This window comes from Streptomyces sp. NPDC004284, from assembly GCF_042874035.1.
Lineage (GTDB): Bacteria > Actinomycetota > Actinomycetes > Streptomycetales > Streptomycetaceae > Streptomyces.
Genome location: NZ_JBIAMJ010000001.1, coordinates 333,748 through 359,906 on the forward strand (window position 1 = coordinate 333,748; position 26,159 = coordinate 359,906).

The 26,159-nt window shown below is 72.0% G+C and carries 26 protein-coding genes; 14 read left to right on the plus strand and 12 right to left on the minus strand.

What is annotated here, in order from left to right; genetic code table 11:
• Positions 1-55: 55 nt before the first annotated feature.
• Positions 56-1,597 carry a histidine ammonia-lyase gene (gene hutH / locus ACFYUS_RS01580; protein WP_388845953.1) on the plus strand — a complete coding sequence of 514 codons (1,542 nt, stop codon included), beginning with the start codon at positions 56-58 and terminating at the stop codon, positions 1,595-1,597.
• A gap of 72 nt (positions 1,598-1,669) precedes the next feature.
• Here hutH and ACFYUS_RS01585 read toward each other — a convergent pair whose 3' ends face one another.
• A complete protein-coding gene (locus tag ACFYUS_RS01585) occupies positions 1,670-1,939 on the minus strand; it encodes an LAETG motif-containing sortase-dependent surface protein (protein ID WP_388844426.1) in 270 nt (89 codons plus the stop codon).
• Between the two features lie 111 nt (positions 1,940-2,050).
• On the opposite strand from ACFYUS_RS01585, the gene ACFYUS_RS01590 reads away from it, so the two are divergent.
• Together ACFYUS_RS01590 and ACFYUS_RS01595 are read left to right on the plus strand one after the other, a co-directional pair.
• On the plus strand, positions 2,051-2,389 hold the full coding sequence (locus tag ACFYUS_RS01590; RefSeq protein ID WP_388844428.1) for a hypothetical protein: 339 nt from the start codon (positions 2,051-2,053) through the stop codon (positions 2,387-2,389).
• A 182-nt stretch (positions 2,390-2,571) separates the two neighbouring features.
• Positions 2,572-3,840, plus strand: coding sequence for an Ig-like domain-containing protein (locus ACFYUS_RS01595; protein WP_388844429.1), 1,269 nt, complete (start codon positions 2,572-2,574; stop codon positions 3,838-3,840).
• A 54-nt stretch (positions 3,841-3,894) separates the two neighbouring features.
• On the opposite strand, the gene ACFYUS_RS01600 is transcribed toward ACFYUS_RS01595, so the two are convergent.
• Positions 3,895-4,761, minus strand: a complete 867-nt coding sequence (locus ACFYUS_RS01600) for a helix-turn-helix transcriptional regulator (protein ID WP_388844431.1) — start codon at positions 4,759-4,761, stop codon at positions 3,895-3,897.
• A 128-nt stretch (positions 4,762-4,889) separates the two neighbouring features.
• On the opposite strand from ACFYUS_RS01600, the gene ACFYUS_RS01605 reads away from it, so the two are divergent.
• From ACFYUS_RS01605 to ACFYUS_RS01625, 5 genes are all read left to right on the plus strand, one after another.
• Positions 4,890-5,942 carry an NAD(P)-dependent alcohol dehydrogenase gene (locus ACFYUS_RS01605; protein WP_388844433.1) on the plus strand — a complete coding sequence of 351 codons (1,053 nt, stop codon included), beginning with the start codon at positions 4,890-4,892 and terminating at the stop codon, positions 5,940-5,942.
• 74 nt (positions 5,943-6,016) lie between these two features.
• Positions 6,017-6,397: a DUF1330 domain-containing protein gene (locus ACFYUS_RS01610; RefSeq protein ID WP_388844435.1), complete on the plus strand. Its 381-nt coding sequence runs from the start codon at positions 6,017-6,019 to the stop codon at positions 6,395-6,397.
• Positions 6,398-6,516: 119 nt separating this feature from the next.
• Positions 6,517-7,662 carry a hypothetical protein gene (locus ACFYUS_RS01615; RefSeq protein ID WP_388844436.1) on the plus strand — a complete coding sequence of 382 codons (1,146 nt, stop codon included), beginning with the start codon at positions 6,517-6,519 and terminating at the stop codon, positions 7,660-7,662.
• A gap of 4 nt (positions 7,663-7,666) precedes the next feature.
• Positions 7,667-9,385 carry an Hsp70 family protein gene (locus ACFYUS_RS01620; RefSeq protein ID WP_388844438.1) on the plus strand — a complete coding sequence of 573 codons (1,719 nt, stop codon included), beginning with the start codon at positions 7,667-7,669 and terminating at the stop codon, positions 9,383-9,385.
• Positions 9,386-9,397: 12 nt separating this feature from the next.
• Positions 9,398-10,066, plus strand: coding sequence for a hypothetical protein (locus ACFYUS_RS01625; RefSeq protein WP_388844440.1), 669 nt, complete (start codon positions 9,398-9,400; stop codon positions 10,064-10,066).
• A gap of 64 nt (positions 10,067-10,130) precedes the next feature.
• Here ACFYUS_RS01625 and msrA read toward each other — a convergent pair whose 3' ends face one another.
• Both msrA and ACFYUS_RS01635 read right to left on the minus strand, forming a co-directional pair.
• Positions 10,131-10,790, minus strand: a complete 660-nt coding sequence (gene msrA / locus ACFYUS_RS01630; RefSeq protein ID WP_388844442.1) for a peptide-methionine (S)-S-oxide reductase MsrA — start codon at positions 10,788-10,790, stop codon at positions 10,131-10,133.
• A 165-nt stretch (positions 10,791-10,955) separates the two neighbouring features.
• The gene (locus tag ACFYUS_RS01635) at positions 10,956-12,065 is read right to left on the minus strand and encodes a hypothetical protein (protein WP_388844444.1); all 1,110 of its coding nucleotides are present in this window, start codon (positions 12,063-12,065) and stop codon (positions 10,956-10,958) included.
• Positions 12,066-12,137: 72 nt separating this feature from the next.
• Between ACFYUS_RS01635 and ACFYUS_RS01640 the strand changes: the two genes are divergently transcribed.
• Positions 12,138-13,292 carry a cystathionine gamma-synthase gene (locus ACFYUS_RS01640; protein ID WP_388844446.1) on the plus strand — a complete coding sequence of 385 codons (1,155 nt, stop codon included), beginning with the start codon at positions 12,138-12,140 and terminating at the stop codon, positions 13,290-13,292.
• A gap of 34 nt (positions 13,293-13,326) precedes the next feature.
• Here the strand turns inward: ACFYUS_RS01640 and ACFYUS_RS01645 are convergent, their stop codons facing one another.
• The 3 genes from ACFYUS_RS01645 to ACFYUS_RS01655 form a co-directional block, all read right to left on the minus strand.
• Positions 13,327-13,578 carry a hypothetical protein gene (locus ACFYUS_RS01645; protein WP_388844448.1) on the minus strand — a complete coding sequence of 84 codons (252 nt, stop codon included), beginning with the start codon at positions 13,576-13,578 and terminating at the stop codon, positions 13,327-13,329.
• A gap of 162 nt (positions 13,579-13,740) precedes the next feature.
• Positions 13,741-14,226 (minus strand): sigma factor-like helix-turn-helix DNA-binding protein, encoded by a 486-nt coding sequence (locus ACFYUS_RS01650; protein WP_388844450.1) that lies wholly within the window; start codon positions 14,224-14,226, stop codon positions 13,741-13,743.
• Positions 14,227-14,257: 31 nt separating this feature from the next.
• Positions 14,258-14,785: a MarR family winged helix-turn-helix transcriptional regulator gene (locus ACFYUS_RS01655; RefSeq protein ID WP_388844452.1), complete on the minus strand. Its 528-nt coding sequence runs from the start codon at positions 14,783-14,785 to the stop codon at positions 14,258-14,260.
• Between the two features lie 149 nt (positions 14,786-14,934).
• Between ACFYUS_RS01655 and ilvA the strand changes: the two genes are divergently transcribed.
• Positions 14,935-16,164: a threonine ammonia-lyase gene (gene ilvA, locus ACFYUS_RS01660; protein ID WP_388844454.1), complete on the plus strand. Its 1,230-nt coding sequence runs from the start codon at positions 14,935-14,937 to the stop codon at positions 16,162-16,164.
• A 145-nt stretch (positions 16,165-16,309) separates the two neighbouring features.
• Here the strand turns inward: ilvA and ACFYUS_RS01665 are convergent, their stop codons facing one another.
• On the minus strand, positions 16,310-16,846 hold the full coding sequence (locus ACFYUS_RS01665; protein ID WP_388844455.1) for a helix-turn-helix domain-containing protein: 537 nt from the start codon (positions 16,844-16,846) through the stop codon (positions 16,310-16,312).
• A gap of 212 nt (positions 16,847-17,058) precedes the next feature.
• Here ACFYUS_RS01665 and ACFYUS_RS01670 point away from each other — a divergent pair, with 212 nt between their 5' ends.
• Both ACFYUS_RS01670 and ACFYUS_RS01675 read left to right on the plus strand, forming a co-directional pair.
• Positions 17,059-18,078: an ATP-binding cassette domain-containing protein gene (locus ACFYUS_RS01670; protein ID WP_388844457.1), complete on the plus strand. Its 1,020-nt coding sequence runs from the start codon at positions 17,059-17,061 to the stop codon at positions 18,076-18,078.
• On the plus strand, positions 18,075-18,929 hold the full coding sequence (locus ACFYUS_RS01675) for an ABC transporter permease (protein WP_388844459.1): 855 nt from the start codon (positions 18,075-18,077) through the stop codon (positions 18,927-18,929). The genes ACFYUS_RS01670 and ACFYUS_RS01675 overlap by 4 nt, the downstream gene beginning before the upstream one ends.
• Positions 18,930-18,945: 16 nt before the next feature.
• On the opposite strand, the gene ACFYUS_RS01680 is transcribed toward ACFYUS_RS01675, so the two are convergent.
• From ACFYUS_RS01680 to ACFYUS_RS01695, 4 genes are all read right to left on the minus strand, one after another.
• Positions 18,946-21,234 carry a protein kinase gene (locus ACFYUS_RS01680; RefSeq protein ID WP_388844461.1) on the minus strand — a complete coding sequence of 763 codons (2,289 nt, stop codon included), beginning with the start codon at positions 21,232-21,234 and terminating at the stop codon, positions 18,946-18,948.
• Between the two features lie 4 nt (positions 21,235-21,238).
• A complete protein-coding gene (locus tag ACFYUS_RS01685) occupies positions 21,239-23,698 on the minus strand; it encodes a protein kinase (protein WP_388844463.1) in 2,460 nt (819 codons plus the stop codon).
• Between the two features lie 106 nt (positions 23,699-23,804).
• Positions 23,805-24,302 carry a transcription elongation factor GreA gene (gene greA / locus ACFYUS_RS01690; protein WP_388844465.1) on the minus strand — a complete coding sequence of 166 codons (498 nt, stop codon included), beginning with the start codon at positions 24,300-24,302 and terminating at the stop codon, positions 23,805-23,807.
• Positions 24,303-24,492: 190 nt separating this feature from the next.
• Positions 24,493-24,894 (minus strand): DUF4307 domain-containing protein, encoded by a 402-nt coding sequence (locus ACFYUS_RS01695; protein WP_388844467.1) that lies wholly within the window; start codon positions 24,892-24,894, stop codon positions 24,493-24,495.
• A 98-nt stretch (positions 24,895-24,992) separates the two neighbouring features.
• Between ACFYUS_RS01695 and mca the strand changes: the two genes are divergently transcribed.
• Together mca and ACFYUS_RS01705 are read left to right on the plus strand one after the other, a co-directional pair.
• Positions 24,993-25,874 (plus strand): mycothiol conjugate amidase Mca, encoded by an 882-nt coding sequence (mca, locus tag ACFYUS_RS01700; protein ID WP_388844469.1) that lies wholly within the window; start codon positions 24,993-24,995, stop codon positions 25,872-25,874.
• On the plus strand, positions 25,867-26,106 hold the full coding sequence (locus tag ACFYUS_RS01705; RefSeq protein ID WP_388844471.1) for a hypothetical protein: 240 nt from the start codon (positions 25,867-25,869) through the stop codon (positions 26,104-26,106). The genes mca and ACFYUS_RS01705 overlap by 8 nt, the downstream gene beginning before the upstream one ends.
• Positions 26,107-26,159: the final 53 nt, after the last annotated feature.

Here is a 26,159-nt window from a genome sequence, read left to right on the forward strand (position 1 = left end):
ACGAAATCACCTAGTGACATGTCGGTCTTCAATCCGTAGGGTGCTGAATATGGATATGCAGACAGTCGTCCTCGGCACGTCCGGCACGACCCCGCAGGACGTCATCGACGTCGCCCGCCACGGCGCCCGCGTCGAGCTGTCGACCGAGGCCGTGGCCGCCCTGGCCGCCGCCCGTGACATCGTCGACGCGCTCGCCGCCAAGCCCGAGCCCGTCTACGGGGTCTCCACCGGATTCGGCGCGCTCGCCACCCGGCACATCAGCCACGAGCTCCGCGCCCAGCTCCAGCGCAACATCGTCCGCTCGCACGCCGCCGGCATGGGCCCGCGCGTCGAGCGCGAGGTCGTCCGCGCCCTGATGTTCCTCCGCCTGAAGACCGTGGCCTCCGGCTACACCGGCGTCCGCCCCGAGGTCGCCCAGACGATGGCCGACGTCCTCAACGCCGGCATCACCCCCGTCGTCCACGAGTACGGCTCCCTCGGCTGCTCCGGCGACCTCGCCCCGCTCTCCCACTGCGCCCTCGCGCTCATGGGCGAGGGCGACGCCGAGGGCCCCGACGGCGTCGTCAAGCCCGCCGGCGAGCTCCTCGCCGCCGCCGGCATCGCGCCCGTCGAGCTCAAGGAGAAGGAGGGCCTCGCCCTCCTCAACGGCACCGACGGCATGCTCGGCATGCTGGTCATGGCCCTCGCCGACCTCGACACGCTCTTCAAGTCGGCCGACATCACCGCCGCGCTCTCCCTCGAAGCCCTCCTCGGCACCGAGAAGGTCCTCGAACCCGAGCTGCACACCGTCCGCCCGCACCCCGGCCAGGCCGCCTCCGCCGCCAACATGCTGGCCGTGCTCAAGGGCTCCGGCCTCACCGGCCACGCCCAGGCGGGCGAGGCCCCCCGCGTCCAGGACGCCTACTCGGTGCGCTGCGCCCCGCAGGTCGCCGGCGCGGGCCGCGACACCATGGCCCACGCCCGGCTCGTCGCCGAGCGCGAGCTCGCCGCCGCCGTCGACAACCCGATCGTCCTGCCCAGCGGCGAGGTCCGCTCCAACGGCAACTTCCACGGCGCCCCCGTCGCGTACGTCCTCGACTTCCTCGCGATCGCCGCCGCCGACCTCGGCTCCATCGCCGAGCGCCGCACCGACCGGCTCCTCGACAAGAACCGCTCGCACGGCCTCCCGCCCTTCCTCGCGGACGACGCCGGCGTCGACTCGGGCCTGATGATCGCCCAGTACACGCAGGCCGCCCTGGTCAGCGAGATGAAGCGGCTCGCCGTCCCGGCCTCCGCCGACTCCATCCCGTCCTCCGCGATGCAGGAGGACCACGTCTCCATGGGCTGGTCCGCCGCCCGCAAGCTGCGCACCGCGATCGGCAACCTCAACCGGGTCCTCGCGGTCGAGCTGTACGCCGCCACCCGGGGCATCGAGCTCCGCGAGGGCCTGACCCCGGCGCCCGCCTCGCAGGCCGCCATCGAGGCCCTGCGCGCGGCCGGCGTCGAGGGCCCCGGCCCGGACCGCTTCCTCGCCCCCGACCTGGCGGCCGCCGACGCCTTCGTGCGCGAAGGGAAGCTGGTCGCCGCCGTGGAGCCGGTCACCGGCCCGCTGGCGTAACGACGAGGAGCACGGACACGGAAGGGCCGCCCCCGGCATCCCGGGGGCGGCCCCTCGCGCGTACGCACGGCGTCAGGAGGCGCGGCCCCGGCGCCGCATCGCGAGAGCCACGAAACCGGCCCCGACCCCCAGGAACCCCGTCCCGCCGAGCAGATACGGCGTGCTGTCCCGGCCCCCGGTCTCGGCGAGGTCCCCGCCGTCCGCGACGGGACCGTCCTGGGTCACCCCGATCCGCGCCCCGCCCTGCTCGTCGGTGGCGTTCGCGGACGGCACGAACCACAGGGCGCACAGCAGCGTCCCCGAGGCGATGGCGGTCAGCAGTGGGCGTCGGGCGACGGACACGGAAATTTCGATCCCCCTTGCGGAAACCGTGAATTGGTCGGTGCGTCGATGCTACGGAACACAGCGGGTCGCGGGAAACCCGAGGCCCCCCGGCCCCCTACGCTCCGACCCATGAGTACTTCTGAGACCACGCGCTATGTCCGCCTTCGCGTCGATGTCGTCCTGGAGATCGACGGTCCCGCCGAGCTGACCGAGGCCGCCGAGGCCCGGATCGACGGCGACGAGTTCATGCCCGAGGAGGAGCGGGTGCAGGCGCGCGAGGCCGCGCGCGAGGACAGCGCCGAGGCGCTGGCCTATCTCGTCGAGCCCTTCGACCTGATCCGCGACGTCCCGGGGATCGAGATGGTCCAGGCCTCCTGGAGCAGCGAGGAGATCGAGTACGACCCCGATGCGCTGGAGTGGGACCTCGGCGAGGAAGATGGTGCCGAGGAAGGCCACGACCAGTCGTAGGGCCGGTATCCGCCCTGCCCGCGGGCCCCGGGACGCCGTCCCGGGGCCTTTCCGCGGAACCGGGAACCGGACGGCCCGCCCGTGCGTGTGGATCAGTGGTGTTCCCCACAAACCCTCCGGTAACGAAACCGTGTGGGGTGTCATGGCGTTCATTAGAAGAAGTTGGCAGGGAACCGGCGACGATGGAGAAGCGTGTGATGACGGTCGGCAAGCGCCGCAGGAGTCTGGCGGCGGCCGCCGCGGTGCTCGGTGGCGTACTCGTGCTCTCGGCGTGCAACGACGGGGACAAGGGCGGCAGCGCCTCCGGTTCCGCCTCGCCGCAGTCGCAGGCCCAGGTCGACGAGGCGGCCGCGCAGAAGACCTCCAAGGCGCAGATCACCATCTCGCCGAAGAACGGCGCGCAGAACGCCTCCATCAACAACGACGCCAAGGTCACCGTCACCGAGGGCAAGCTCACCGAGGTCACCATGACCTCCGCCGAGGGCGCCTCGGTCCAGGGTGAAATAGCGGCCGACGGGCTCAGCTGGAAGCCGAGCGGGCCGCTCAAGCGCGCCACGGTCTACAAGATCGCCGCCACCGCCACGGACGCGGCGGGCCTGGAGGCCCACGAGAACTCCTCGTTCACCACCGTCTCGCAGGCCAACAGCTTCATCGGCAACTTCACGCCCGAGGACGGCTCGACCGTCGGCGTCGGCATGCCGGTCTCGATCAACTTCAACAAGGCGATCACCCACCAGAAGGCCGTCCAGAGCGGCATCACGGTCACCTCCAGCTCCGGCCAGGAGGTCGTCGGCCACTGGTTCAGCTCGACGCGCCTGGACTTCCGCCCCGACGCGTACTGGACCGAGGGCTCGACCGTCACCCTCAAGCTGAACCTGGACGGCGTCGAGGGCGCGGACGGCGTCTTCGGCGTCCAGCAGAAGACCGTCACCTTCGAGGTCGGCCGCAACCAGGTCTCCGTCGTCGACGTCGCCACCAAGACCATGAAGGTCCAGCAGGACGGCAAGACGATCAAGACCATCCCGATCTCCGCCGGCTCCCCGGAGAACACCACCTACAACGGTCAGATGGTGATCTCCGAGAAGTTCAAGGAGACCCGGATGAACGGCGCCACCGTCGGCTTCACCGACGACGACGGCAAGGGCGAGTACGACATCAAGGACGTGCCGCACGCCATGCGCCTGTCCACCTCCGGCACCTTCATCCACGGCAACTACTGGGGCGCGCGGTCGATCTTCGGCAGCGTGAACACCAGCCACGGCTGCGTCGGCCTCGCCGACGTCAAGGGCGCCGGCGACCCGAACCAGATGGCCGCCTGGCTGTTCGACCACTCGCTCATCGGCGACGTCGTCATCGTCAAGAACTCCAACGACAAGACGATCAAGCCCGACAACGGCCTCAATGGCTGGAACATGAGCTGGTCGGAGTGGAAGGCCGGCTCGGCGGTCTGACCCGCCCACGAGCGACCGGAAGGCCCCCTCCCGCACCGGGAGGGGGCCTTCTCGTCACTTCCGCGCGTCCACGGGCTCGTCCACGCCCCACTGCGCGAGCAGCCGCAGCGCGTCCGCGGAGGCCGACCCCGGCTCCGCCTGGTACGTGACGAGCATCAGGTCCGGATCGTCGCCGGGCACCTTCAGCGCCTCGTAGAACAGCGTCATCTCGCCCACCAGCGGATGCCGTATCCGCTTCCGCCCGTGCCCCTTGTCGGTCACCGTGTGCGCCGCCCACAGCGAGCGGAACTCCTCGCTGCGCACGGACAACTCGCCGACCAGCGCGAGCAGTTCCTTGTCCTCCGGGTAGCGCCCCGCGTACAGCCGCAGTGTGCTCACGACCTCGACCGCCTTGCACCCCCAGTCGACGTAGAGGTCGCGCGTGTTCGGGTCGAGGAAGACCATCCGGGCCATGTTCCGGTCACCCGGCTCCCGGGCCTCGAAATCGCCCATCAGGGCCCGCGCCATCCGGTTCCAGGCCAGGACGTCGCCCCGGCGGCCCAGGACGAAGGCCGGCAGCCCCTCCATCGCGTCCAGCAGGTGCTGGATCCCGGGGCGCACCCGCTGCGGCCGCGCGATCGCCGCCCGCTGCCGCTTCTTCACCGTCGGCTTCGCCAGATGCGTCAGATGGGCCCGCTCGGCGTCGCTGAGGCGCAGCGCCCGCGCGATGGCGTCGAGCACCTCCATGGACACGTTCCGGCCGTGGCCCTGTTCGAGCCGGGTGTAGTACGCCGCGGACACCCCGGCCAGCTGCGCCAGCTCCTCGCGCCGCAGGCCCGGGACCCGCCGGTGCCGCCCGAACTCGGGCAGGCCCACGTCCTGCGGCTTCAGCCGGGCCCTGCGGGAACGCAGGAATTCACCGAGTTCGGTACTGAGGTCCATACCGCCCCATTATCGCTTCCGGACCGCACGGACGGGCGGACGTTCCTGACCCTGCCAGTGGTAGGCACACCGGTCGTAGGCAGAACAGGTGTCTGGGTAAGGCCCTCGCGCCCCGGCAGGCTGGCCGCATGACCACGAACGTGACCACCGTCCCCGCGTACGCCGCACCCGCCGCCGACGCCCCGCTGGAGCGCACCACCGTGCCGCGCCGGCCCGTCGGCGAGCACGACGTCCTCATCGAGATCAAGTACGCCGGAATCTGCCACTCCGACATCCACCAGGCCACCAACGGCTGGGGCGAGGGCATCTTCCCGATGGTCCCCGGCCACGAGATCGCCGGCGTCGTCGCCGAGGTCGGCCCCGGCGTCACGAAGTTCCAGGTCGGCGACCGGGTCGGCGTCGGCTGCTTCGTCGACTCCTGCCGCGAGTGCGCGTACTGCCTGCGCGGCCTGGAGCAGTACTGCGTCACCGGCGGCACCGGCACGTACAACTCGCTCGACAAGAACGGCGAGCCGACCTACGGCGGCTACTCCACGCACATCGTCGTCGACGAGAACTACACCCTGCGCATCCCCGAGGGCATCGGCCTCGACGAGGCCGCCCCGCTGCTCTGCGCCGGCATCACCCTCTACTCCCCGCTCGCCCACTGGCAGGCCGGCCCCGGCAAGAAGGTCGCGATCGTCGGCCTCGGCGGCCTCGGCCACATGGGCGTCAAGATCGCCCACGCGCTCGGCGCCGAGGTCACCGTCCTCAGCCAGTCCCTGAAGAAGCGGGAGGACGCCCTCGAACTGGGCGCCGACCACTACCACGCCACCAACGACCCGGAGACCTTCACCGCCCTCCGGGGCACCTTCGACCTGGTGGTCTCCACCGTCTCCGCACCGCTCGACTTCGACGCCTACCTGAGCCTCGTCAAGACGGACGGCGCCCTCGTGAACGTCGGCGCCCCCGAGGAGCCCGTCAAGATCGGCCTCTTCTCCCTCATCGGCGGCCGCAAGACCCTCGCCGGCTCCATGATCGGAGGCATCGCCGAGACCCAGCAGATGCTCGACTTCTGCGCCGAACACGGCCTGGGCGCCGAGATCGAACTGATCCGCGCCGATCAGATCAACGAAGCGTACACACGCGTCCTCGCGAGCGACGTCCGCTACCGCTTCGTCATCGACACCGCGACCATCTGACCCGCCCCCCGTGCGCCGGGGCATGACGTCCGGGGTAATCGACCCCGCCCGCCATGCCCCGGCACGCTTGCCCCATGACCGCATACGCCATCGGAAACCTGCACCCGAAGCCCGTCCTCGACGAGGAGGTCTTCACCTACATGGAGCGCATCCAAGCCACCCTCGACCCCTTCGGCGGCCACTTCCTCGTCCACGGCGCCCCCACCCGCCAAGTCCCCGAAGGCACCTGGCCCGGCGCCCTCGTCATCATCGGCTTCCCGACCTACGAGGACGCCCTCTCCTGGTACTCCTCCGAGCCCTACCAGGCCCTGATCCCCCTCCGCACCCGCCACATGACCGGCGACGTCCTCCTGATCGACGGGGTGCCGGAGGGGTACGAGGCGGCGACGACGGCGGCCCACCTGCGGGGCACGCGGGCACGCGCGGCCGAGGGCCTCCGACCTGACAAAGACTGACGCGTGCTCCTGGTCTATGCCACGAGACCGCGTAGTATCGCCTGATTGACGGGGAGGACGTGGGGGGCGTATTGCTGTCCGCCGGAATGTTTCGTGGCATCAATGACCTGAGCGGCCGCATGCTCGAGCTGTACAAGCTGCGACGCGACGGAAGCTACTTCGACCAGCAGCAGTTTCTTCACCTGCTGCGTGAGGAAGAGGCCGCGACCGCAGAGAACAGGGCCGTCGAACGTGAGGGGCGAGCCTTTTCCGTGCGGGCCGAGGAGGCGGAGCGCGCCAACGAATACGAGATAGCGCGGGACTGGCGGCAGGCCCAGATCAGCGTCCATGTGAAAGCGGAGCAGGACCGGCTGGACCGGAGCTTTGAGAATTCCCCGTTCTCGTACTCTCCGGAAGAGCTGCACGACGTGGTTCTGGAGCAATCAGGCGGTGGCTCGCGGCCTGTGCTGCTGGTGGCCCCCTACTTCGATGACGAGAAGAACAGCGAAGCCAACGACGACGGCCCGCAGGCCTTCCGGGTCGCGATCAGACGGGCGTGGCTGAATTCCCCCTGGGCGGGGGACGTCGCCTGTTTCGACGGGGCCATGAAGCGGCCCCTGCGCAATGAGGACGCCGACATCCTGCTCCTGCAGCGGGCGCTGCGGGACCTGCCGGTCATTCTCGTCTACGGGGATGTACAGACGGGGCGCAGGGTCTGGCCGACCCTCGTCGCGTGGAACATGGTCGAAGCCCAGGACTTCCGGTCCATCCACATCAACTTCCCGCATCTCTCGCTCCCCGTGGAGTCCGCGGACGAGGAGGCCCGCCGTTCCAGCAGGCTCGCCTTCGAGGACGAACTGGGGGAGTCGACCGCCGTCACGGTCGCCGTTCTCGCGGAGTGGTTCCATCTGGCCCGGTACGGGCGGCGGCCGCGTCTTCACGAAACCCTCCCGGCCGACCGCGGACTGGAGCGGCGGGCCGCGGCGCTCGGCCTCACGGCCGCCTACGAGGTCGCGGTCGACCGGGGTCGCATCTCCGTGCACGAGGCCAGGGCCGAGCAGGCCGCGCTGTTCCGGGCGGCGGGACTGCACGGTGAAGCCAGAAGCGCGGCCATGAGCGTCATCGCTCCCGGCGCGGCCGAGCAGGCCGAGCACCTGGCCCCCGACGTCCTGCGCCGATTGCGTGATGTCGTCGCGGAGGTCGGAACTCCTGATCAGGCTGCGGTGGCCGGCCGGCTTCTGGAGGAAGCCGCCCGTCGTTCGACGATGCGGTCGCTTGGATGGTGACGACGTGAAGAAGCAGAAGGTGGCTGTGGCCATCGACTTCGGGACCCACGGCACGGGGTACGCCTGGGCTCTGATCGATGACGACAAGCGTCAGATCCATCCGTACATGCGGTGGAAGGACCAGCCCGCCCCCACCGCGAAGAACCTCACGGCCCTTCTCCTCGACGGCGAGGGAGAGGTGCTCGCCTGGGGGTACGAAGCGCGCCGCCGCTTCAACTCCCGTGCCGCCGGCCCCGACGCCCGGTACCTGAAGGCCTTCAAGATGTCCCTCGCGCCCGCGTCGACCGAGGGCGTCGCGGCGGGCGAACTGACCGCCGCCTCCCTCGCCGTCGACGAGGCGAAGCGCCTCGTCACCCTCTACCTGAAGCAGATCTCCCGTCTGGCCGTCGAAGAGGTGGCCGCGAGCGGCTTCACCGCCGACGAGATCCGGTGGTGCCTCACGGTCCCCGCCATCTGGGGAGACTACGAGAAGCAGCTGATGAGGGAGGCGGCGGTCGACGCGGGACTTCCGGACGACACGAAACGGCTGCTCCTCGCCTATGAACCCGAAGTGGCGGCTCACCACGCCAGAGTGTCGGGTGCCCGAACGGCTCAGTTCACCGGGAAAAGGGCGAGCCTCATGTCGGTGGGGTCCCGTTTCCTGGTGGCCGACTGCGGTGGCGGAACCGTTGACATCACCGCGTACCGCGCCGTGTCCGGTAACAAGCTCGAGGAGATCGGGCGGGAATGCGGCGGGAAGTTCGGCTCCGAATACGTGAATCGGGCGTTCCTGGAGAAGGTGCTCGTTCCTCGCTTCGGGTCCTACGACGCGATCGATCGCATCAACGATCAGCAGCCGGCCGCCCTCCTGGGGATCATCGAGAAGTGGGAGGAAGCGAAGCTCCACTTCTCGGCCGAGCACGACGAAGAGATCATCATCCCGATCCCGGTGAGCGTCGACCGCTGCCTGGACGAAGAGGCGCGGAAGTCGCTGGCGGACCTCCAGGACGGCGTCACCGAAGAGATCGTCATCACTTCGAAGGAAGCGCAGGAGCTCTTCGAGGAGGTCGTCCCCGGAATCCTGTCCCTGGTGGACAAGCAGCTCGGCGAGATGCGGACCCAGCGCAGGAACGCGGCGGGCAAGGAGCTCGTCGTCCTGGTGGGCGGATTCGGTAATTCACCCTATCTGAGACGCAGACTGCAGGAGCATCTCGAAGGACGGGCCGACCTGATCGTCCCGCCCGACCCGCAGGCGGCGGTTCTCTTCGGGGCGGTCCACTATGCGTGCAGCCCGCAGATCCGGGCTCGTCGGGCTCGGATGACCTACGGGATCGCCATGGCGGATCGATTCCGTCCGGGCGTGGACCCGGTGGAACACAGAATCGATGGACCTGAATACCCCCTGTGCGATAACCGGTTCCTGGTGTTTGTGCGGAGCGGTGAGTCGATTCCTGTCGGAAAGTGGGTGACGCATAATTGTGGGCCGATCTGGCAGAATCAGAGCTCGATTTCTCTGAAAGTCTATGCGGCTCGCGGAGGATATATTCGATACACCACGGACAAAGGGTCTCAAAAGATCGGCAGTCTTGATGTGGACCTCACATCCGTCATGCATCTACCGCTCGGCCGACGAAGGGTCGACGTGTCCCTTCAGTTCGGCGAGACGGAAATCCAGGTCACTGCCGTCCTGCAGGAGTCGGGGGAGAAGGTAGAAGCGGTCCTGGCCTTCGAGCCGCTGGCCTGAGCAGGGGGAATCGTGCACGAGGAAACGTACGAGGGACGGTTCGGCCGGCTCGAAGCGATGCTGGACTCGGTGGCCGGAGACACGACGGATCTCCGTGCGTACATCGAATCCATGCGCGTGGAGACCGATGAACTGAGGCAGACCGTAGTCGGGTTGGAAGCGCGTCTCGATCAAATGGCGGCGAGCTGGACCGCGTTCCGGACGGACCTCGAGACGGAGGAAGCCGAGTCGCACCGGGCCCTGGCCGACCGCTATGTCAATTTCGTCGAGCAGAGTCTCTACGGTGTTGCCCGGAAGGCCGTGAAGGAGAAGTACGGAGATCTTCCGCCGGACAAGACGGCTCGTATGGTGGCAGCGCTGTGCAACGAACTGTTCGGACGGGCTGACGTCAGCGAACGGCGTGTCCGCCGCGTTCTGGGGATCAGGGCCGAGCACGAACTGGCTCAGGGCGTCCAGCGGGTGGTCACACAGGCGCGAGGGATCATGGCCGAGTCGAATCGCATGAAGACCAGAGGGTTCTGGGAGTTCGACCACATCCCGGGGGCTCCTCTGGACGCGAGCCGGCAGCAGGCATGGGCACGGTGCGACGCATCGGACCCGGTGGAGTTCGTGGTGGCGCCGGCATACGTGGCCGGTGGCACGACCTACTGCCGGCAGCGCGTCCGGACATCCGCTTCCTGAACCGCCGGGTCCGATCGATGGGATCGGACCCGGCGGGCAACGGGGCCCGGTCGCCCAGGGGGCCCTACTCGGCCTTCGCGACCCCGATCGGGCAGGAGACGCCCGTCCCGCCGATGCCGCAGTAGCCCGCCGGGTTCTTGTCCAGGTACTGCTGGTGGTAGGCCTCCGCCGGGTAGAAGGGGCGGTCGTCGGCCGGGAGGAGCGTGGTGGTGATCTCGCCGTAGCCGGAGGTGGTGAGGACCTGCTGGTAGGCCTGGCGGGAGGCTTCGGCCTGGTCGGCCTGGGCGGGGGAGTGGGTGTAGACCGCGGAGCGGTACTGGGTGCCCACGTCGTTGCCCTGGCGGAAGCCCTGGGTGGGGTCGTGGGACTCCCAGAAGAGCTTGAGGAGGGAGTCGTACGAGACCTTCGACGGGTCGAAGACGACGCGGACGACCTCGGTGTGCCCGGTGAGGCCGGAGCAGACCTCCTCGTACGCGGGGTTCGGCGTGTGGCCGCCCTGGTAGCCGACGAGGGTCGTCCAGACGCCGTCGGTCTGCCAGAACTTGCGCTCGGCGCCCCAGAAACAGCCCAGGGCGAAGTCGGCGACCTCCAGGCCCTCCGGGTAGGGGCCGAGGAGCGGGTTGCCGAGGACGGTGTGGCGCTCGGGCACGGAGAACTCCGGCTCGGGACGGCCGCGCAGGGCCTGCTCGGGGGTGGGGAGGACGGGGGTGCGGGACAGGAACATGCTGCATCTCTCCTCGACGGTCGGCAGGAGTGTCAACAGTCGGGGGACGGGAGCGATTCCCGGCCGTGCCCGTGCCCCGTACCCGTTCCCCCCTGAGCAGGCCCTGCGCGGCCGGCCGGAGACCTGGCAGGTCGCCCGCGCCGGGAGGAGTGCCGGCGTCCGGCCTCAGCGGGGCAGCGTCGCCGGGCTGCCGCCGTTCGCCTCGTAGCCCGCGACCGCGAGGTTCCGGAAGACGGTGTACTCCGCCGCGGGGTCGTCGTGCAGGGTCCAGGGGACGGCGCCCACGTGGCCGTCGACCCGGACGAGCTGGTGCATGGCCTCGGCCCAGCGCTGGGAGCGGACGAGGAACCAGACGAGGAGGTGGCGGACGTGCGCCAGCATCGGGTCGTCGGGGTGGGCGGAGTGGACGGCGTACAGGGCGCCGTCCACGGCCTTGGAGACGACTGCCGTACGCCAGAAGTCCTGGACGAGCACCACGTCGGGGACGTGCTCGAAGACCGCGAACAGGGGCAGGGCGGCGAGCAGCGAACCGCGGGGCGCGCGTGCCGCGGCCGTCGTGGCGAAGTGGTCGGCCTCCTCGCGGGAGCCGTGCCACTTCTCGCACCAGTAGTGCAGGGCGGCCAGGTGCGCCCCCATGTGCTCCGGGGCGCGGTCGATCACCTGGGCCCACGCCTGGTCGAACTGCTCGTGGTCGTAGCCGAGTCCGCGTGCCACGGCGAGCCGCGTGATGTACGGGACCGGGTCGCCGGGGGCGAGGAGCGCCGCCTCCTCGGTGACCTTCAGGGCCTCCTCCAGGATGATCCGGAAGTCGTCGGTCCCGGCGGAGGACGACCGCCAGGCCTGCTGCACCAGGAACTCGGCGTGCACGGCCGCGCCGCCCGCGTCCTTCGGGGCCTCCGCCCGCCAGGTCCGCAGCCATGCGCCGCCGACGCCGGGACGCTCCTGGAGTTCGAGGGAGGCGGCGCCCGCGAAGGCCTGGACGCGCTGCCAGCGCACCTCGCCGTCCTTGCCGGTGGCGGCGAGCAGCCGCGAGGCCGGACGCCAGTCCTGGGTGGCCTGGACGACGTCGAGGACGTGCAGGAGCTCGTCGTCGGCGCCCGGCAGCCGTACGTCCTGGTCCTCCTGCCGCACGAAGTCGTACGCCTCCGGGTCCGCCGCGTCCGGCGTCCCCGGCGCGACCTGCCGGATCCCCGCGCCGCCGCGCCGGCGGAGCACGTAGGGGCCGAGGACGCCGAACAGGAGGCCGAGTGCGATCAGGAACCAGAGAATGTCCATGTGTCCATTGTCCAGGACACCCGGTGAGACGTGTGAAGCGACGGGAGGCGTACGGGACTACGCTCCTGACCCATGAGCGACCAGCACTCCCATCAGAGCTTCGAGACCCGCGCGATCCACGCGGGCAACACCGCCGACCCGCTGACCGGCGCGGTCGTCCCGCCCATCTACCAGGTGTCCACCTACAAGCAGGACGGCGTGGGCGGGCTGCGCGGCGGTTACGAGTACAGCCGCAGCGCCAACCCCACCCGTACGGCCCTGGAGGAGAACCTCGCGGCCCTGGAGGGCGGCCGGCGCGGTCTCGCCTTCGCCTCGGGCCTCGCCGCCGAGGACTGCCTGCTGCGCACGCTCCTCGTGCCCGGCGACCACGTGGTCATCCCGAACGACGCCTACGGCGGCACCTTCCGGCTCTTCGCGAAGGTCGTGCAGCGCTGGGGCGTCGACTTCTCCGTCGCGAACACCTCGGACGTCGAGTCGGTGCGCGCCGCGGTCAACGACCGTACGAAGCTGATCTGGGTCGAGACCCCGTCGAACCCGCTCCTCGGCATCACCGACATCGAGGCCGTCGCCGGCGTCGCCCGCCAGGCCGGCGTGAAGCTCGTCGTCGACAACACCTTCGCCTCGCCCTACCTCCAGCAGCCGCTGGCGCTCGGCGCGGACGTCGTCGTGCACTCCCTCACCAAGTACATGGGCGGCCACTCCGACGTCGTCGGCGGCGCCCTGGTGACGGCCGACGAGGCGCTCGGCGAGGAACTCGCCTACCACCAGAACGCGATGGGCGCGGTCGCCGGTCCCTTCGACTCGTGGATCGTGCTCCGCGGCATCAAGACCCTCGCCGTGCGCATGGACCGCCACAGCGAGAACGCCACGAAGATCGCCGAGATGCTCACCCAGCACCCCAAGGTCACCCAGGTCCTCTACCCGGGCCTCCCGGAGCACCCGGGGCACGAGATCGCGGCGAAGCAGATGCGGTCCTTCGGCGGCATGATCTCCTTCCGCGTGCAGGGCGGCGAGGAGGCGGCGGTCGAGGTCTGCAACCGCGCGAAGCTCTTCACCCTCGGTGAGTCGCTCGGCGGCGTCGAGTCCCTCATCGAGCACCCGGGCCGGATGACCCACGCCTCCGTCGCGGGCTCCGCCCTGGAGGTCCCGGCCGACCTCGTCCGCATCTCGGTGGGCATCGAGAACGTCGAGGACCTGCTCGCCGACCTGCGCCAGGCGCTGGGCTAGTCCCGCGCGCCGTGACGGCCGGGCCTCCCGGCCGTCACAGCCCGTCGAGCGGCGGCGTCGTCGCCGCCGGCGGGACCTCCCACGGGCGCGTCAGCGACGCCCACACCACGAAGGCGAGCACGGCGACCGCGCCCAGGACCCACAGCGCGCGCCGCACCCGCCGGGCGTGCCGGCGCAGCCGGACCCCGCGCTCGGCGGCCCGCAGCGCGAGGTCGCGCGGCACCGGCGGATGCGGGGTGTCGAGGAGCCGCCGCACCGCCGCCTCCTTGTCCTCGTACCGGCTCATGAGCCGGCCTCGCGCCGGTTCCGCGCGGCGGGCGTGCGCCTGCCGTACGCGACGGCCGTGCGCCGACTCCGTGCGGCGCCCTCGTACGGGCTCATGCCGTGGCCTCCGGTCGGCTCCCCGCGGAGCCCTCGCGTCGGCGCCGCGTGGCGCCCTCGTACCGGCTCACGCGGCGGCCCCGGCCCCGGCCCCCGCGCCGCCCCGCGCCGTCGCCCTCAGCGTCGCGACCGAGCGGGCGCAGATCGCGCGGACGCGGGGCTCCGACAGGCCGAGGAGGGCCGCGACCTGCTCCTCCGCGACTCCCTCGTACAGGCGCAGGACGACGACGAGCCGTTCCTGGGGGGAGAGCACGGCGAGCGCCCCGCCCTGGCCGTCGCCGCGGTGGCGCCAGGCGGTGCGGGCGAAGCGGGCGGCGAGGTCGCGGCGGGCGAGGTCGTACGGGTCCTCGTCGCGCAACCGGTCCCACACCGCGTAGGCATGAGCGAGGGCGGCGGTCAACAGGGCCTGGGCGTACGGGTTGTGGGCGCGGGTCTCGGCGGTGAGCAGTGTCGCGGCATGCAGCAGCCGGCCCGCCGCCCCGGCCACGAACGCGTCGAACTCCCGGGTGCGGCGGGCGTGTTCGGTGCTCCGCCCGCTCTGCCGCTCTCGCACCTCCTCATCTGAGGACAGTGCGGGTGCGGGGTCAAGAGGTCTGCGCGGACTCGCTCCCGGTCGTGGCCGGCACCTGGCCCGCGTGCGCCGACTGTCGTGCGGACAGGGCGGAGTTGAAGCGGGTGAGCAGGGTGCAGAAGGACTCCCGCTCGTCCGGCGTCCAGCCCTCCGTGACCTCCACCATCAGCTGCCGGCGCGAGGCGCGGACCTCTTCGAGGCGCGCGAGGCCGCGCGGCGAGAGCTGGAGGACGACCGCCCGCCCGTCCTCCGGGTGCGAGGTCCGCTTCACCAGGCCGGTGTCGACGAGCGGGGCGACCTGACGGGTCACCGTGGACGAGTCGATCCCCATGCCCGCCGCGAGCGCCTTCACCCCCATCGGCCCTTCCTGGTCGAGGCGGTTGAGGAGGAGGTAGGCCGCGCGGTCCATCGAGTTGCGGAGCTGACCGGTGCCGCCGAGACGGGTCTGCTCGGCCCGGCGGGCGAAGACGGCCACCTGGTGCTGGAGGGCATCGAGGAGACCGGGGTCGAGCGCAGTCGTCATGTCCTGGGAATGGGGCATGGCTGTGGGTCTCTCTCGTGCGGGGGTGGTCGGTCGGTGGGGGACAGAGTACGCGGCCCCGCCGGGGTCCGTACCTGCGCTGCGCAAACCCGTCCGGCGACCCGCCCGCCGGGCGGCCACGAGGGCCGTGAGCTGCGAGACTTGCTGTCATGAGCTTCCGTATGCCACACCCCTTGCACCGGCTGATGCTCGACGACGTGCGGGGGGCGCAGAAGATGCTGGCCGGGGTCGCCAGGGTGACGGCGATGGAGGGCAGCCGTCATCTGTCCTCGCTGGTGGGAGCCCCGGTCCACCTCAAGTGCGAGAACCTCCAGCGGACCGGCTCCTTCAAACTCCGCGGGGCGTACGTACGGATCGCCGGGCTGCGGCCCGAGGAGCGGGCGGCCGGGGTGGTCGCGGCCTCCGCCGGCAACCACGCGCAGGGCGTCGCGCTCGCCTCGAAACTGCTCGGGGTGCGCGCCACCGTCTTCATGCCGGTCGGCGCCCCGCTGCCGAAGGTCGCGGCGACCCGGGAGTACGGCGCGGACGTCCGGCTGCACGGGCACGTCGTCGACGAGACGCTCGCGGCGGCGGAGGAGTACGCCCACGAGACCGGCGCGGTCTTCATCCACCCCTTCGACCACCCCGACGTCATCGCCGGACAGGGCACGGTCGGCCTGGAGATCCTGGAGCAGTGCCCCGAGGTGCGGACGATCGTCGTCGGCATCGGCGGCGGCGGGCTCGCCGCCGGCATCGGGCTCGCCGTGAAGTCGCTGCGCCCGGACGTGAAGGTGATCGGCGTCCAGGCGGAGGGCGCGGCCGCCTACCCGCCCTCGCTGGCCGCCGGGCACCCGGTGGTGATCGAGTCGCCGGTGACGATGGCCGACGGGATCAAGGTCGGGCGCCCGGGCGACGTGCCGTTCGACCTGATCAGGGAGTACGTCGACGAGGTCCGCACGGTCTCCGAGGACGCCCTCTCCTCCGCGCTGCTGCTCTGCCTGGAGCGGGCGAAGCTCGTGGTCGAACCGGCGGGCGCCAGCCCGGTCGCGGCCCTCCTCACCGACCCCGAGTCCTTCCGGGGGCCGGTCGTGGCCGTCCTCTCCGGCGGGAACGTCGACCCGCTGCTGCTCCAGCGGGTCCTGCGCCACGGCATGGCCGCCGGGGGCCGCTACCTGAGCCTGCGGCTGCGCGTCACGGACCGGCCGGGGGCGCTCGCGACGCTGCTCGCGGTCCTGACCGTGGTCGACGCGAACGTCCTGGACGTCAGCCACGTACGGACCGATCCGCGCCTCGGCCTGACGGAGGCGGAGGTCGACCTGCACCTGGAGACGAAGGGCCCGGAGCACTGCCGCGAGGTGGAGGAGGCGCTGCGGGACGCCGGATACACGGTCATCGGCTGACCCCCGCGCGCCCGCGCGCCCGCGCGCCCGCGGGAAACGCGGGGCGCACCGGGTGCGCCGGGCTCGACCGTCGTCCGCGCGTACGCCTCCCCCTCCGCGTCTCACCTGCTCTTACGGATCCTCACCCGCCGTCACGGATTCCGTCTCACCTGCCGCGACGGAGCCGGGCCGCCCGGTGGAGGACGGTCACCAGGCCGCCGCCGACCAGGGCGCCCGCCGCGAGCAGGCCCAGGGGCCGGCCGAGGCCCGGCAGGCCGGACGTCCGACGGGCGGCCGGGACCGCGGGGGTGGGCGCGGGCTCCGCGTCCTGGGCGGTGGCCGCGGCGCGGGCGGCCGTCTCGTGCGCGAGGGACCGCTCCAGGCGGAGCAGGAGGGGGCCGGGGTCGGTCCCGGCGGCCGCGGCGAACTCCTCGACGGCGACCCGGGTCGGCAGCTGCTTCTGGTTCAGGAACCGCTCCCACGAGGAGCGGCTGTAGTGGGTGCGCTGAGCGAGCTTGCCGTAGCTCAGCTCGGTGTCGCCCTTGATGCGGCGCATCTCGGCGGCGAGCTCGGCCCAGGGCGTCGTCGTGTCACACCCGGCGCAACCGGAACACCCCTGGTCCCCCGCCCCGCCCGTCGCTCTCACACCGCCGGTCCTGCCCGTCCCGCTCGTCCTGCCCGTGCCGTGTGTGCCGACCGCCATCTCGTGCTCCCCGTCGTCGTCGTGCTCCGTGCGAGGACCTCAGCATCGCCCCCGTGGCCAACGGCCCGCCAACAGCACGCCAACGGGTGTCCCGCACCCCGGCCCGGGACGCCCGGGACAGCCGGGGGAAGGGCGCCGGACTCACCGGGCGCGAGCCGCTCCGCGCTCCTAGGATCGGTAGGAAACGCCCGAATCTCCCCGGGAGCGTTCACATGCCAGGCGCGATCTACGCCGAGGGCCTGGTGAAGACCTTCGGCGACGTACGAGCTCTGGACGGGGTCGACCTCGACGTGCCGGAGGGCACCGTCCTGGGCCTGCTCGGCCCGAACGGCGCGGGCAAGACGACCGCCGTGCGGGTCCTGACGACCCTCATCAGACCCGACAGCGGACGGGCCTTCGTCGCCGGGATCGACGTCCTCGGGCGGCCCGACGAGGTCCGCCGCTCGATCGGCCTCTCCGGCCAGTTCGCGGCCGTCGACGAGTACCTCACCGGACGCGAGAACCTCACGATGGTCGGACAGCTCTACCAGATGAGGGCGAAGGCGGCGAAGGCGCGGGCCGGTGAGCTGCTCGAACGGTTCCACCTCGCCGACGCCGCCGACCGGCCCGCCAAGACGTACTCCGGAGGCATGCGCCGCCGCCTCGACCTCGCGGCGGCCCTCGTCGTCTCCCCGCCGGTCATGTTCATGGACGAGCCGACCACCGGCCTCGACCCGCGCAACCGCCAGGAGCTCTGGGAGGTCGTCAAGGAGCTCGTCGCCGGCGGTACGACCCTGCTCCTCACCACCCAGTACCTGGAGGAGGCCGACCACCTCGCCCACGACATCTGCGTCGTCGACCACGGCCGGGTCATCGCCCGCGGCACCTCCGACCAGCTCAAGGCCCGGACCGGAGGCGAGCGCGTCGAGGTCGTCGTCCACGAACCGGAGATGATCGCCGGCGCGCGGGACGTCCTCGCCCGCTACGGCGCCGAGGGGATCGGCCACGGCGAGGTCTCCGTCGAGGAGCACACCCGCAAGCTCACCGTCCCCGTCACCGGCGGCGCCAAGCTCCTCGCCGAGGTCATCCGCGACCTGGACGCCGTCGGTGCCGAGATCGACGACATCGGCCTGCGCCGCCCGACCCTCGACGACGTCTTCCTCTCCCTCACGGGCCACGTGGCCGACCGGGGCGAGGAGGAGGGCGAGCGGGCGGCCGGGGGCGGGAAGGGCCGGAAGGAGGCCGTGAAGTGACCGCTGTCCTGGGTTCGGCCGAACGGCCGGCCGCTCCGCGCCCGCGCGGGGCGGTCGCCCGGTCGGTCGGCGACTCGCTCGTGATCGCACGCCGCAATCTGATCAAGATGTCCAGGATTCCCGAGGTGATCATCTTCGGGCTGGTCCAGCCGATCATGTTCGTGGTGCTGTTCAGCTATGTCTTCGGCGGCTCGATGCAGATCGGCGACTCCACCTCGCCGGAGGTCTACCGCGAGTTCCTGATGGCCGGCATCTTCGCCCAGACCGTCACCTTCGCCACCGCCGGAGCGGGCGCGGGCATCGCCGACGACATGCACAAGGGCCTGATCGACCGCTTCCGCTCCCTGCCGATGGCCCGCGGCGCGGTCCTCACCGGCCGCACCCTCGCCGACCTGGTCCAGACGACGTTCACCCTGGTCGTCCTCGCGATCGTCGCCCTCCTCGTCGGCTGGCGCATCCACGAGGGCGTCCCCAAGGCGCTCGGCGCCTTCGCCCTGCTGCTCCTCCTCGGCTACGCCTTCTCCTGGATCGGGGCGCTGATCGGCCTCTCCGTCCGCACCCCCGAGGCGGCGACCTCGGGCGGGCTGATCTGGCTCTTCCCGGTCACGTTCATCTCGAACGCGTTCGTGGACTCCAGCAACCTGCCCTCCTGGCTGCAGCCCATCGCCGAGTGGAACCCGTTCAGCGCGACCGTCCAGGCCTGCCGCGTCCTCTTCGGCAACCCCGGCGTCTCGACCTCCGACGCCTGGCCGATGCAGCACCCGGTGTGGGCGTCGCTCCTCTGGTCGGTCCTGATCATCGTGGTCTTCCGGACCCTGTCGGTACGGAAGTACCGCTCGGCGACGGCGTGATGCCCGCCCCGGGGCCTCAGGGCAGGTAGCCGGAGATGACGAGGCCGTCGGGGAACGAGACGAAGCCCGCTCCTCCGGCGGCCAGCGGCTTCCCGCCGGCCTGGATCCTGAAGCCGTCGGGGAGCTTCGCCTCGAACCGCTTGTCGCCGTCGGAGGAGGGACCCGCCGCCGCGAGGGACACCATCTCGTTCTTGGCGGCGACGAGGACCCGGTCCCCCGCGAAGTACACCTCCTGCGCGGGGCCCTCGGTCAGGGTGGGCACCAGGGACCAGCGCCGATCGCCGCTCGCCAGGTCGTAGGCGCTCACGAGCGGGCCGCTCGCCACCACGACCAGGCCGTCCGCGTTCACCGCGGGACCCGCGGTCACCCCGGCGCCGAAGGACCGCTTCCGCTTCAGCGTCGTCCCGTCGAGGACGGTCACGGACCCGTCCGAGGGGCCCGTGCACAGCACGCTCCCGCTCTTCTCGTGCACCACGAACCGCTGGCAGCCCGCCGCCCCGCGCGCCACCTCCTCGCCGGTACGGGCGTCCAGCGCCACCGGCACGACCCCCAGCGGCACCAGGACCCGGCCCGCCGCCGCGACCGGTTCCTCCGGCAGGGCGTCGAGCGGCGTCCGCCACAGCTCCTCGCCGTCGGCGAGGCGCACGGCGGTCGCCAGGCCCGTCCGCTCGTCGCGCATGTTCACGTACGTCGAGTAGAGGACGCCGTCCCGCAGATCGGTGCCCTTCACGGCCCAGTCGGTCCCGGGCGCGGGGAAGCGCCGGCGCTCCTTGCCGTCCCCGACCCCGTACGCGACGATCCCGTCCGGCCCCGTCACGTACGCCGTGTCGCCGACGACCGCCGGGTACTGGGGCCCGCCGGGCAGCCCCTCGCCCCGGCCCGGGACCTTCCACAGCTCCTTGCCGTCCGCCGCGCTCAGCCCGGTGACCGCGCCGCCGGACCCCGGGCAGACCAGCACCTTCGGGGAGAGCGCGCAGCTGCCGACGCCCTGCTCGACCTCGGCGGTCCAGGGCGCCCAGCCCGCCGGGCGGTGGCCGTGGTCCGTGGCGGCCGTGCCGAAGTCGTTGCCGTGGCCCTTGCCGCCGTACGGCAGGACGACCTGGCTCAGCGCGGCGACCGGCGCCGTGGTGCCGGTCGCCGGGCCGCTGTTCGTCGGCCCCGCGACCCCGCCCGTGGCCGTACCGTCCTGCCCGCCGGTCCGGTCGAGGAGGACCGCGCCGACCGTCGCCACCAGGGCCACCGCCACCGCGCCCGCGACCACCGCGCCCCAGGGGCGGCGGCGCGGCTCCGCGGGGGCGGCGGGGGCCACCGGCCGGGCGGTCATCGCCGTGGGGGAGTACGGCACGACCGGGCCGAGCGTCGGCAGGTCGGCGACGCCCGCGCCGGAGGCCGCCGCCTCCCCGGCGCTCCGGGCGGCCTCCCCGTACTCGGCGAGCAGCGAGAGCACCGGGCCGGGCCACGGGAACACCTCGGACGCGAAACCGCCGCCCAGCAGCTCCGCGAGCTCCGCCGCCGACGGCCGCCGGTCCGGGTCGAGCTGCAGACACCGCTCCACGACCGGCCGCAGCTCCTCCGGAACGCCGTCGAGGTCGGCCTCGGCCCGGCTGATCCGGTAGATCACGGCCGCCATCTCGTCGTCGTGGAACGGCCCCCGGCCGCTCGCCGCGAACGCGAGGACCGCGCCCAGGCAGAACACGTCCGAGGCGGGCACCACCGCCCGGCTGCCCACCAGGTGCTCCGGCGACATGAAGCCGGGGGAGCCCACGACCAGACCGGTCGAGGTCAGCGCGGTCGCCTCGAAGGCCTGCGCGATGCCGAAGTCGATCAGCTTGGGCCCGGCGGCGGCGAGCAGGACGTTCGCCGGCTTGAGGTCCCGGTGCAGCACCTTCACCGCGTGCACGCCCGCGAGGGCCCGCGCGAGGGCGGTCCCGAGGGCCCGGACGGACCCGACGGGCAGCGCCCCGGACCGTACGACCGCCTCCGCGAGCGAGGGGCCCGGCACGTACTCGGTCGCCAGCCAGGGCGACGGCGCGTCGGCGTCCGCGTCCACGAGCCGCGCGACGCCCGGCCCGTCCACGGTCCGCGCGGCCGCGATCTCCCGCCGGAAGCGGGTCCTGAAGTCCCCGTCGACCTCCAGGTCCTCCCGTACGGTCTTCACGGCGACCATCCGGTACGGATCGGCCGTCGGCGCGTCCGCCCGGCAGGCGAGGTGGACCTCTCCCATGCCGCCGGCGCCGAGGCGGGCGAGCAGCCGGTAGGGGCCGAGGAGCCGCGGGGCCTGTCCCGGCGGCAGGGCTTCCAGCAAGGGACTACTCCTCGGGCAGGGCGACGGAGGCGACGACTCCGGTGTCGTACACGACGTGGGCGACACCGCCGAGCGGCAGCACCTCCGGCGGGCGGATCTCCCGGCCGATGTCGGTGCCGTTCGCCCGCTCGTACGGGTCCTTGGCGCGCGGCCCCGGGGCGCCGGGCACCGGCACGACGCGCTCCTTGCCGGGGGCGCCGTTCCGGCCGAGCGGCACCAGGTGCAGGGCCGAGAAGTCGGCGTAGAGCAGCGTGTCCCCGGCGATCAGCGGGCTGGAGACGTACTGCTTCCTCCCGTCGGCGCCGGTGAGCGGGGGGACCGGGTAGTGGCCGAGGGTCTTGCCGGTGGCCGGGTCGAGGACGAACACGCCGTCGGGCTTTCCGGTGTTGCCCCAGTCGGTCCAGGGCAGCGGCCCCCGGTCGACGACGACGGCGGTCCGGGCGGACACGGCGGTCGGCCGGGCCCCCGACTTCGTGACGTCGGCGGCCAGCGGGAGCCGGCCGGCGCCCACCGGGGCGAGCGTCGTGGCGTCCAGGCGGTACAGCGCGAGCGGGGCCGCGGCCGTCGCGTCGAGCGGTGCGCAGTAGGCGTACCGGCCCTGGACGCCGAGGCCGCCGCACTCCTCGGCCTCCGACGGCACCTGGCCGCGCTGCTGTCCGGTCTTCGCGTCGAGCGCGACGAAACCGCCGTCGCTCAGCGCGTACACGAGGCCGTTCGCGTAGGCGACGGGCTCGAAGTCGCGGAACCCGGACCGCGAGGGGTCGTTGTTGGTGAGCGAGGTGGACCACAGGCGGCGGCCGTCGGCCAGGGCGAAGGCCGCCACCTGGTCGCTCTCCTCGCCGGACCGGACGAAGACCGTGCCGTCGCCCACGATCGGCTGGGTGTCCAGCTTGGCCTGCGCGGGGTCCTTCTGCTCCCAGCGCACGGCGCCGCTGCGGGCGTCCCGGACCTGGAGGCGCTTGCCGGAGAGCAGGACGACGGAGTCGCCGTGGACGGCGGGGACGTTCGTGCCGCCCGCGACGAAGATCCCGCCGGTGGGTCCGATGGTGCTGGAGTCGTCCCGGGGGTCCGCCACCAGGTCCGCGGTCCACAGCGGCTTCCCGCTCGCCGGGTCCAGCGCCTCGTACCGTCCGTCCGTCGTCCGGCACACGAGCGCCTTCTCGCCCGCCGAGCAGCCGAAGGCGGGGGCGGTCAGCTTCGCCCGCCAGGGCTTCCAGCCGGCGGGGCGCTGCGCCGCGTTCTGCGCGACGACGCCCGAGGCGTCGGCGGGGCCCTGGGCGTCCACGCCGGGGACGCGGGGCCCCGCGGGCGGGGCCGCCTTCGCGGGGGCCTCCGGCGGCGCGGGTTCGGGCCACAGCAGGTAGGCGCCGAGGCCGCCGGCCACGACCGCGAGCGCGAGGACGGCGGCGAGCAGCCCCCTCCGCCGCTTCCGGGGCGCCTCGGCGGCGGGCACGGTGGGCGCGGACACCGGGGCGAGCGTCGGTACGGAGTGCAGGCCGGGGACGGCCGGGGCGACCACGGGACCGGTGGCCGGCGCGGACGGCGCCTCCAGGAGCGGCCCGCCCGAGGCGACGAGCTGGGCGAGCTCCCTGCCGTACTCGCCGATGTGGTCCCGTACGCCCTCCGGCCAGGGGAAGAGCTTCGGGGCCCCGGTGCCGAGCAGTTCGACGAGCGCCTCCGGCGTGGGCCGGTCCGCAGGGTCCACGGCCAGGCAGGCGGCGATGGTCCCGCGCAGCTCCTCGGGGACCCGGCTCAGGTCGGCCTCGGCCTGGGAGACGCGGTACAGGACGGCCGCGAGCGGTCCGTCGCCGAAGGGGTCCTCGCCGGTCGCCGCGTAGCAGAGCAGCGAGCCGAGGCAGAAGACGTCGGAGGCGGCCGTGACCCGGCGGGCGCCGGCGACGTGCTCGGGGGACATGAAGGAGGGCGTGCCGACCATCAGCCCGGTCGCGGTCATGGTGGTGGCGGTGTTGCTGCGGGCGATGCCGAAGTCGATGAGCCGGGGGCCGGCGACGGAGAGCATGACGTTGCCGGGCTTGAGGTCCCGGTGCAGGACCCCGGTCCGGTGCAGGTCGGCGAGGGCCCGGGCGACGTCCGCGCCGAGCGCCCGGACGGCGGCGACGGGCAGCGGCCCGCCGCGCCGCACGGCCTGCGAGAGGCTGGGCCCGGGGACGTACGCGGTGGCCAGCCAGGGCGTCTCGGCGTCGGCGTCGCCGCCGACGGGCGCGGCGGCGTACGCGCTGTCGACGAGCCCGGCGACCTTGATCTCGCGCCGGAAGCGGTCCCGGAAGGCCGGATCTCCGGCGACGTCGCGGCGCACGGTCTTCACGGCGACGAAGTCGTCGCTCACGGTGTCCCCGTCGGCCCGCGCGAGGAACACCTCGCCCATGCCGCCGGCCCCGAGCCGGGCGAGCACCTCGTACGGTCCGATCCGGCGCGGCGCGTCCACGCGCAGCGGTCCCAGCACCTCGTCCTCCCCCTGATGACGCGACGTCAGGCCGCATCATTGCATGTGCATGCAGGACGAAGGGCCGGCCCCCACGGGGGCCGGCCCTTCGCTCAAGGAGTGCGGCTCAGCCGGTGTACGGCTTCGCGCTGAGGATCTTCACCGTGGCCTTCTTGCCGTTCGGCAGCTCGTACTCCGCGTCGTCGCCGGCCTTCTTGCCGTTGACGCCGACGCCGAGCGGCGACTGCGGCGAGTACGTCTCGATGTCACCGCTCGCGTACTCGCGGGAGGCGAGCAGGAAGGTCATCGTGTCGTCCTCGTCGCCGTCGAAGGCGATCGTGACGACCATGCCGGGCTCGACGATGCCGTCGTCCGCCGGCGCCTCGCCGACCTTGGCGTGCTGGAGCAGCTGGGTGAGCTGGCGGACCCGGAGCTCCTGCTTGCCCTGCTCCTCCTTGGCCGCGTGGTACCCGCCGTTCTCGCGCAGGTCCCCCTCTTCGCGCGCCGCGGCGATCTTCGTCGCGATCTCGGTACGCGCGGGACCAGACAGGTACTCAAGCTCGTCCTTGAGCTTGTTGTACGCCTCCTGGGTGAGCCAGGTGACGTTGTCGCTGGTCTGGGTCACAGGTGCTCCTCGTAGGTACTGGGAATACAAAGCATCGCCCTACACGGAAAAGCTGTGCTGTCCCGGGCGGGCGAAACCACGAGCCTAACAATGAGTGGCGAAAAGCGGGAGGACATAAACCATCAAGATGGCGTCACCCCAGGTCACCGAGGCGACCCGCCGGGACTCGTCACCCCGTCCCTACCCACCGCTACCGGGCCGTACACCCGATGAGCTCGGCGCTCGTCGCGCGGGCGGTCGTGCGGAGCGAGAAGACGCGGTCGACCCGGGCGGCGTCGTCGTCGACGCGGACGTCCTTGCGGGCCACCTCCGACCCGTCCTCGGAGCGCGAGCGCAGCGTGCAGACGCCCTTGACGCCCTCGTCCTTGCGGATCTCCAGGTGCACCTGGACCTCGTCGGCGCTCACCACGTCGAACTTGATCAACTCTGCGCTGATCTTGTTGTCGACGACGTAGTGCCAGCCGAACCAGCCCATCACGCCGAGGAAGAGGACGCCGAGCACCGCTCCGGTGATCCTGAGCTTGCGGTCTGCCCGCTCGTCCGCGGTGCGCCCGTAGCGCCCCTCGGGCAGCTGCTCTCGCGCCGCGCTCATGGAACATCCTCTCGAAGCCGGGGGTGGCGGAATTTTCGTCCCCCCGATTCCGTCACTATAGAGACCACCCTCCGCGTCGAATCACTGAGGATCGAGCTTTGACTGAGCAGCTGCGACTGATGGCCGTTCACGCCCACCCCGACGACGAGTCGAGCAAGGGTGCGGCCACGATGGCCAAGTACGTGTCCGAGGGGGTGGACGTCATGGTGGTGACGTGCACGGGCGGCGAGCGCGGCTCGGTCCTGAACCCCCGTCTTCAGGGCGACCCCTACATCGAGGCGAACATCCACGAGGTGCGCCGCAAGGAGATGGACGAGGCCCGCGAGATCCTCGGCGTCTCCCAGCACTGGCTCGGATTCGTCGACTCGGGCCTGCCCGAGGGCGACCCGCTGCCCCCGCTCCCCGAGGGCTGCTTCGCCCTGGAGGACGTCGACGTCGCGGCCGGGGCGCTGGTCCGCGAGATCCGCTCCTTCCGTCCGCAGGTCATCACGACCTACGACGAGAACGGCGGGTACCCGCACCCCGACCACATCATGACCCACAAGATCACGATGGTGGCCTTCGACGGCGCGACCGACACCGAGAAGTACCCGGAGGCCGAGTTCGGCCCGGTCTGGCAGCCCCTGAAGCTCTACTACAACCAGGGCTTCAACCGCCCCCGCACCGAGGCGCTGCACGAGGCCCTCCTGGCGCGCGGCCTGGAGTCGCCGTACGGGGACTGGCTCAAGCGCTGGGACGAGTTCGGCGGCAAGCCGCGCAACCTCACCACCCACGTGCCCTGCGCGGACTTCTTCGAGACCCGCGACAAGGCGCTGATCGCGCACGCCACGCAGATCGACCCCGACGGCGGCTGGTTCCGGGTCCCGATGGAGATCCAGAAGGAGGTCTGGCCGACGGAGGAGTACGAGCTCAGCAAGGCGCTGGTCCCGACCTCCCTCCCCGAGGAAGATCTCTTCGCGGGCATCCGCGACAATGCCTGACATGAGCGCACACCTGGCACTGACCCAGCTTGTCCCCTTCGCCGCCGAAGAGCTGGACAAGAACAAGGTGACCCCCGGCGTCCTCGGCTTCGTCGTCTTCGCGGCCCTGGCCCTCGCGGTCTGGATGCTGATGAAGTCGATGAACCGCCACATGGGCAAGATCACCTTCGAGGAGGCCCCGGACCCGGCCGCCGCCGGCCCGGACACCCCGAAGGCCACCCCGGCCAAGTAGCCACCGGACGGCCCGGCCCCCCGCGGTCCGGGCCGTCCTGGCGTACCCGCGCG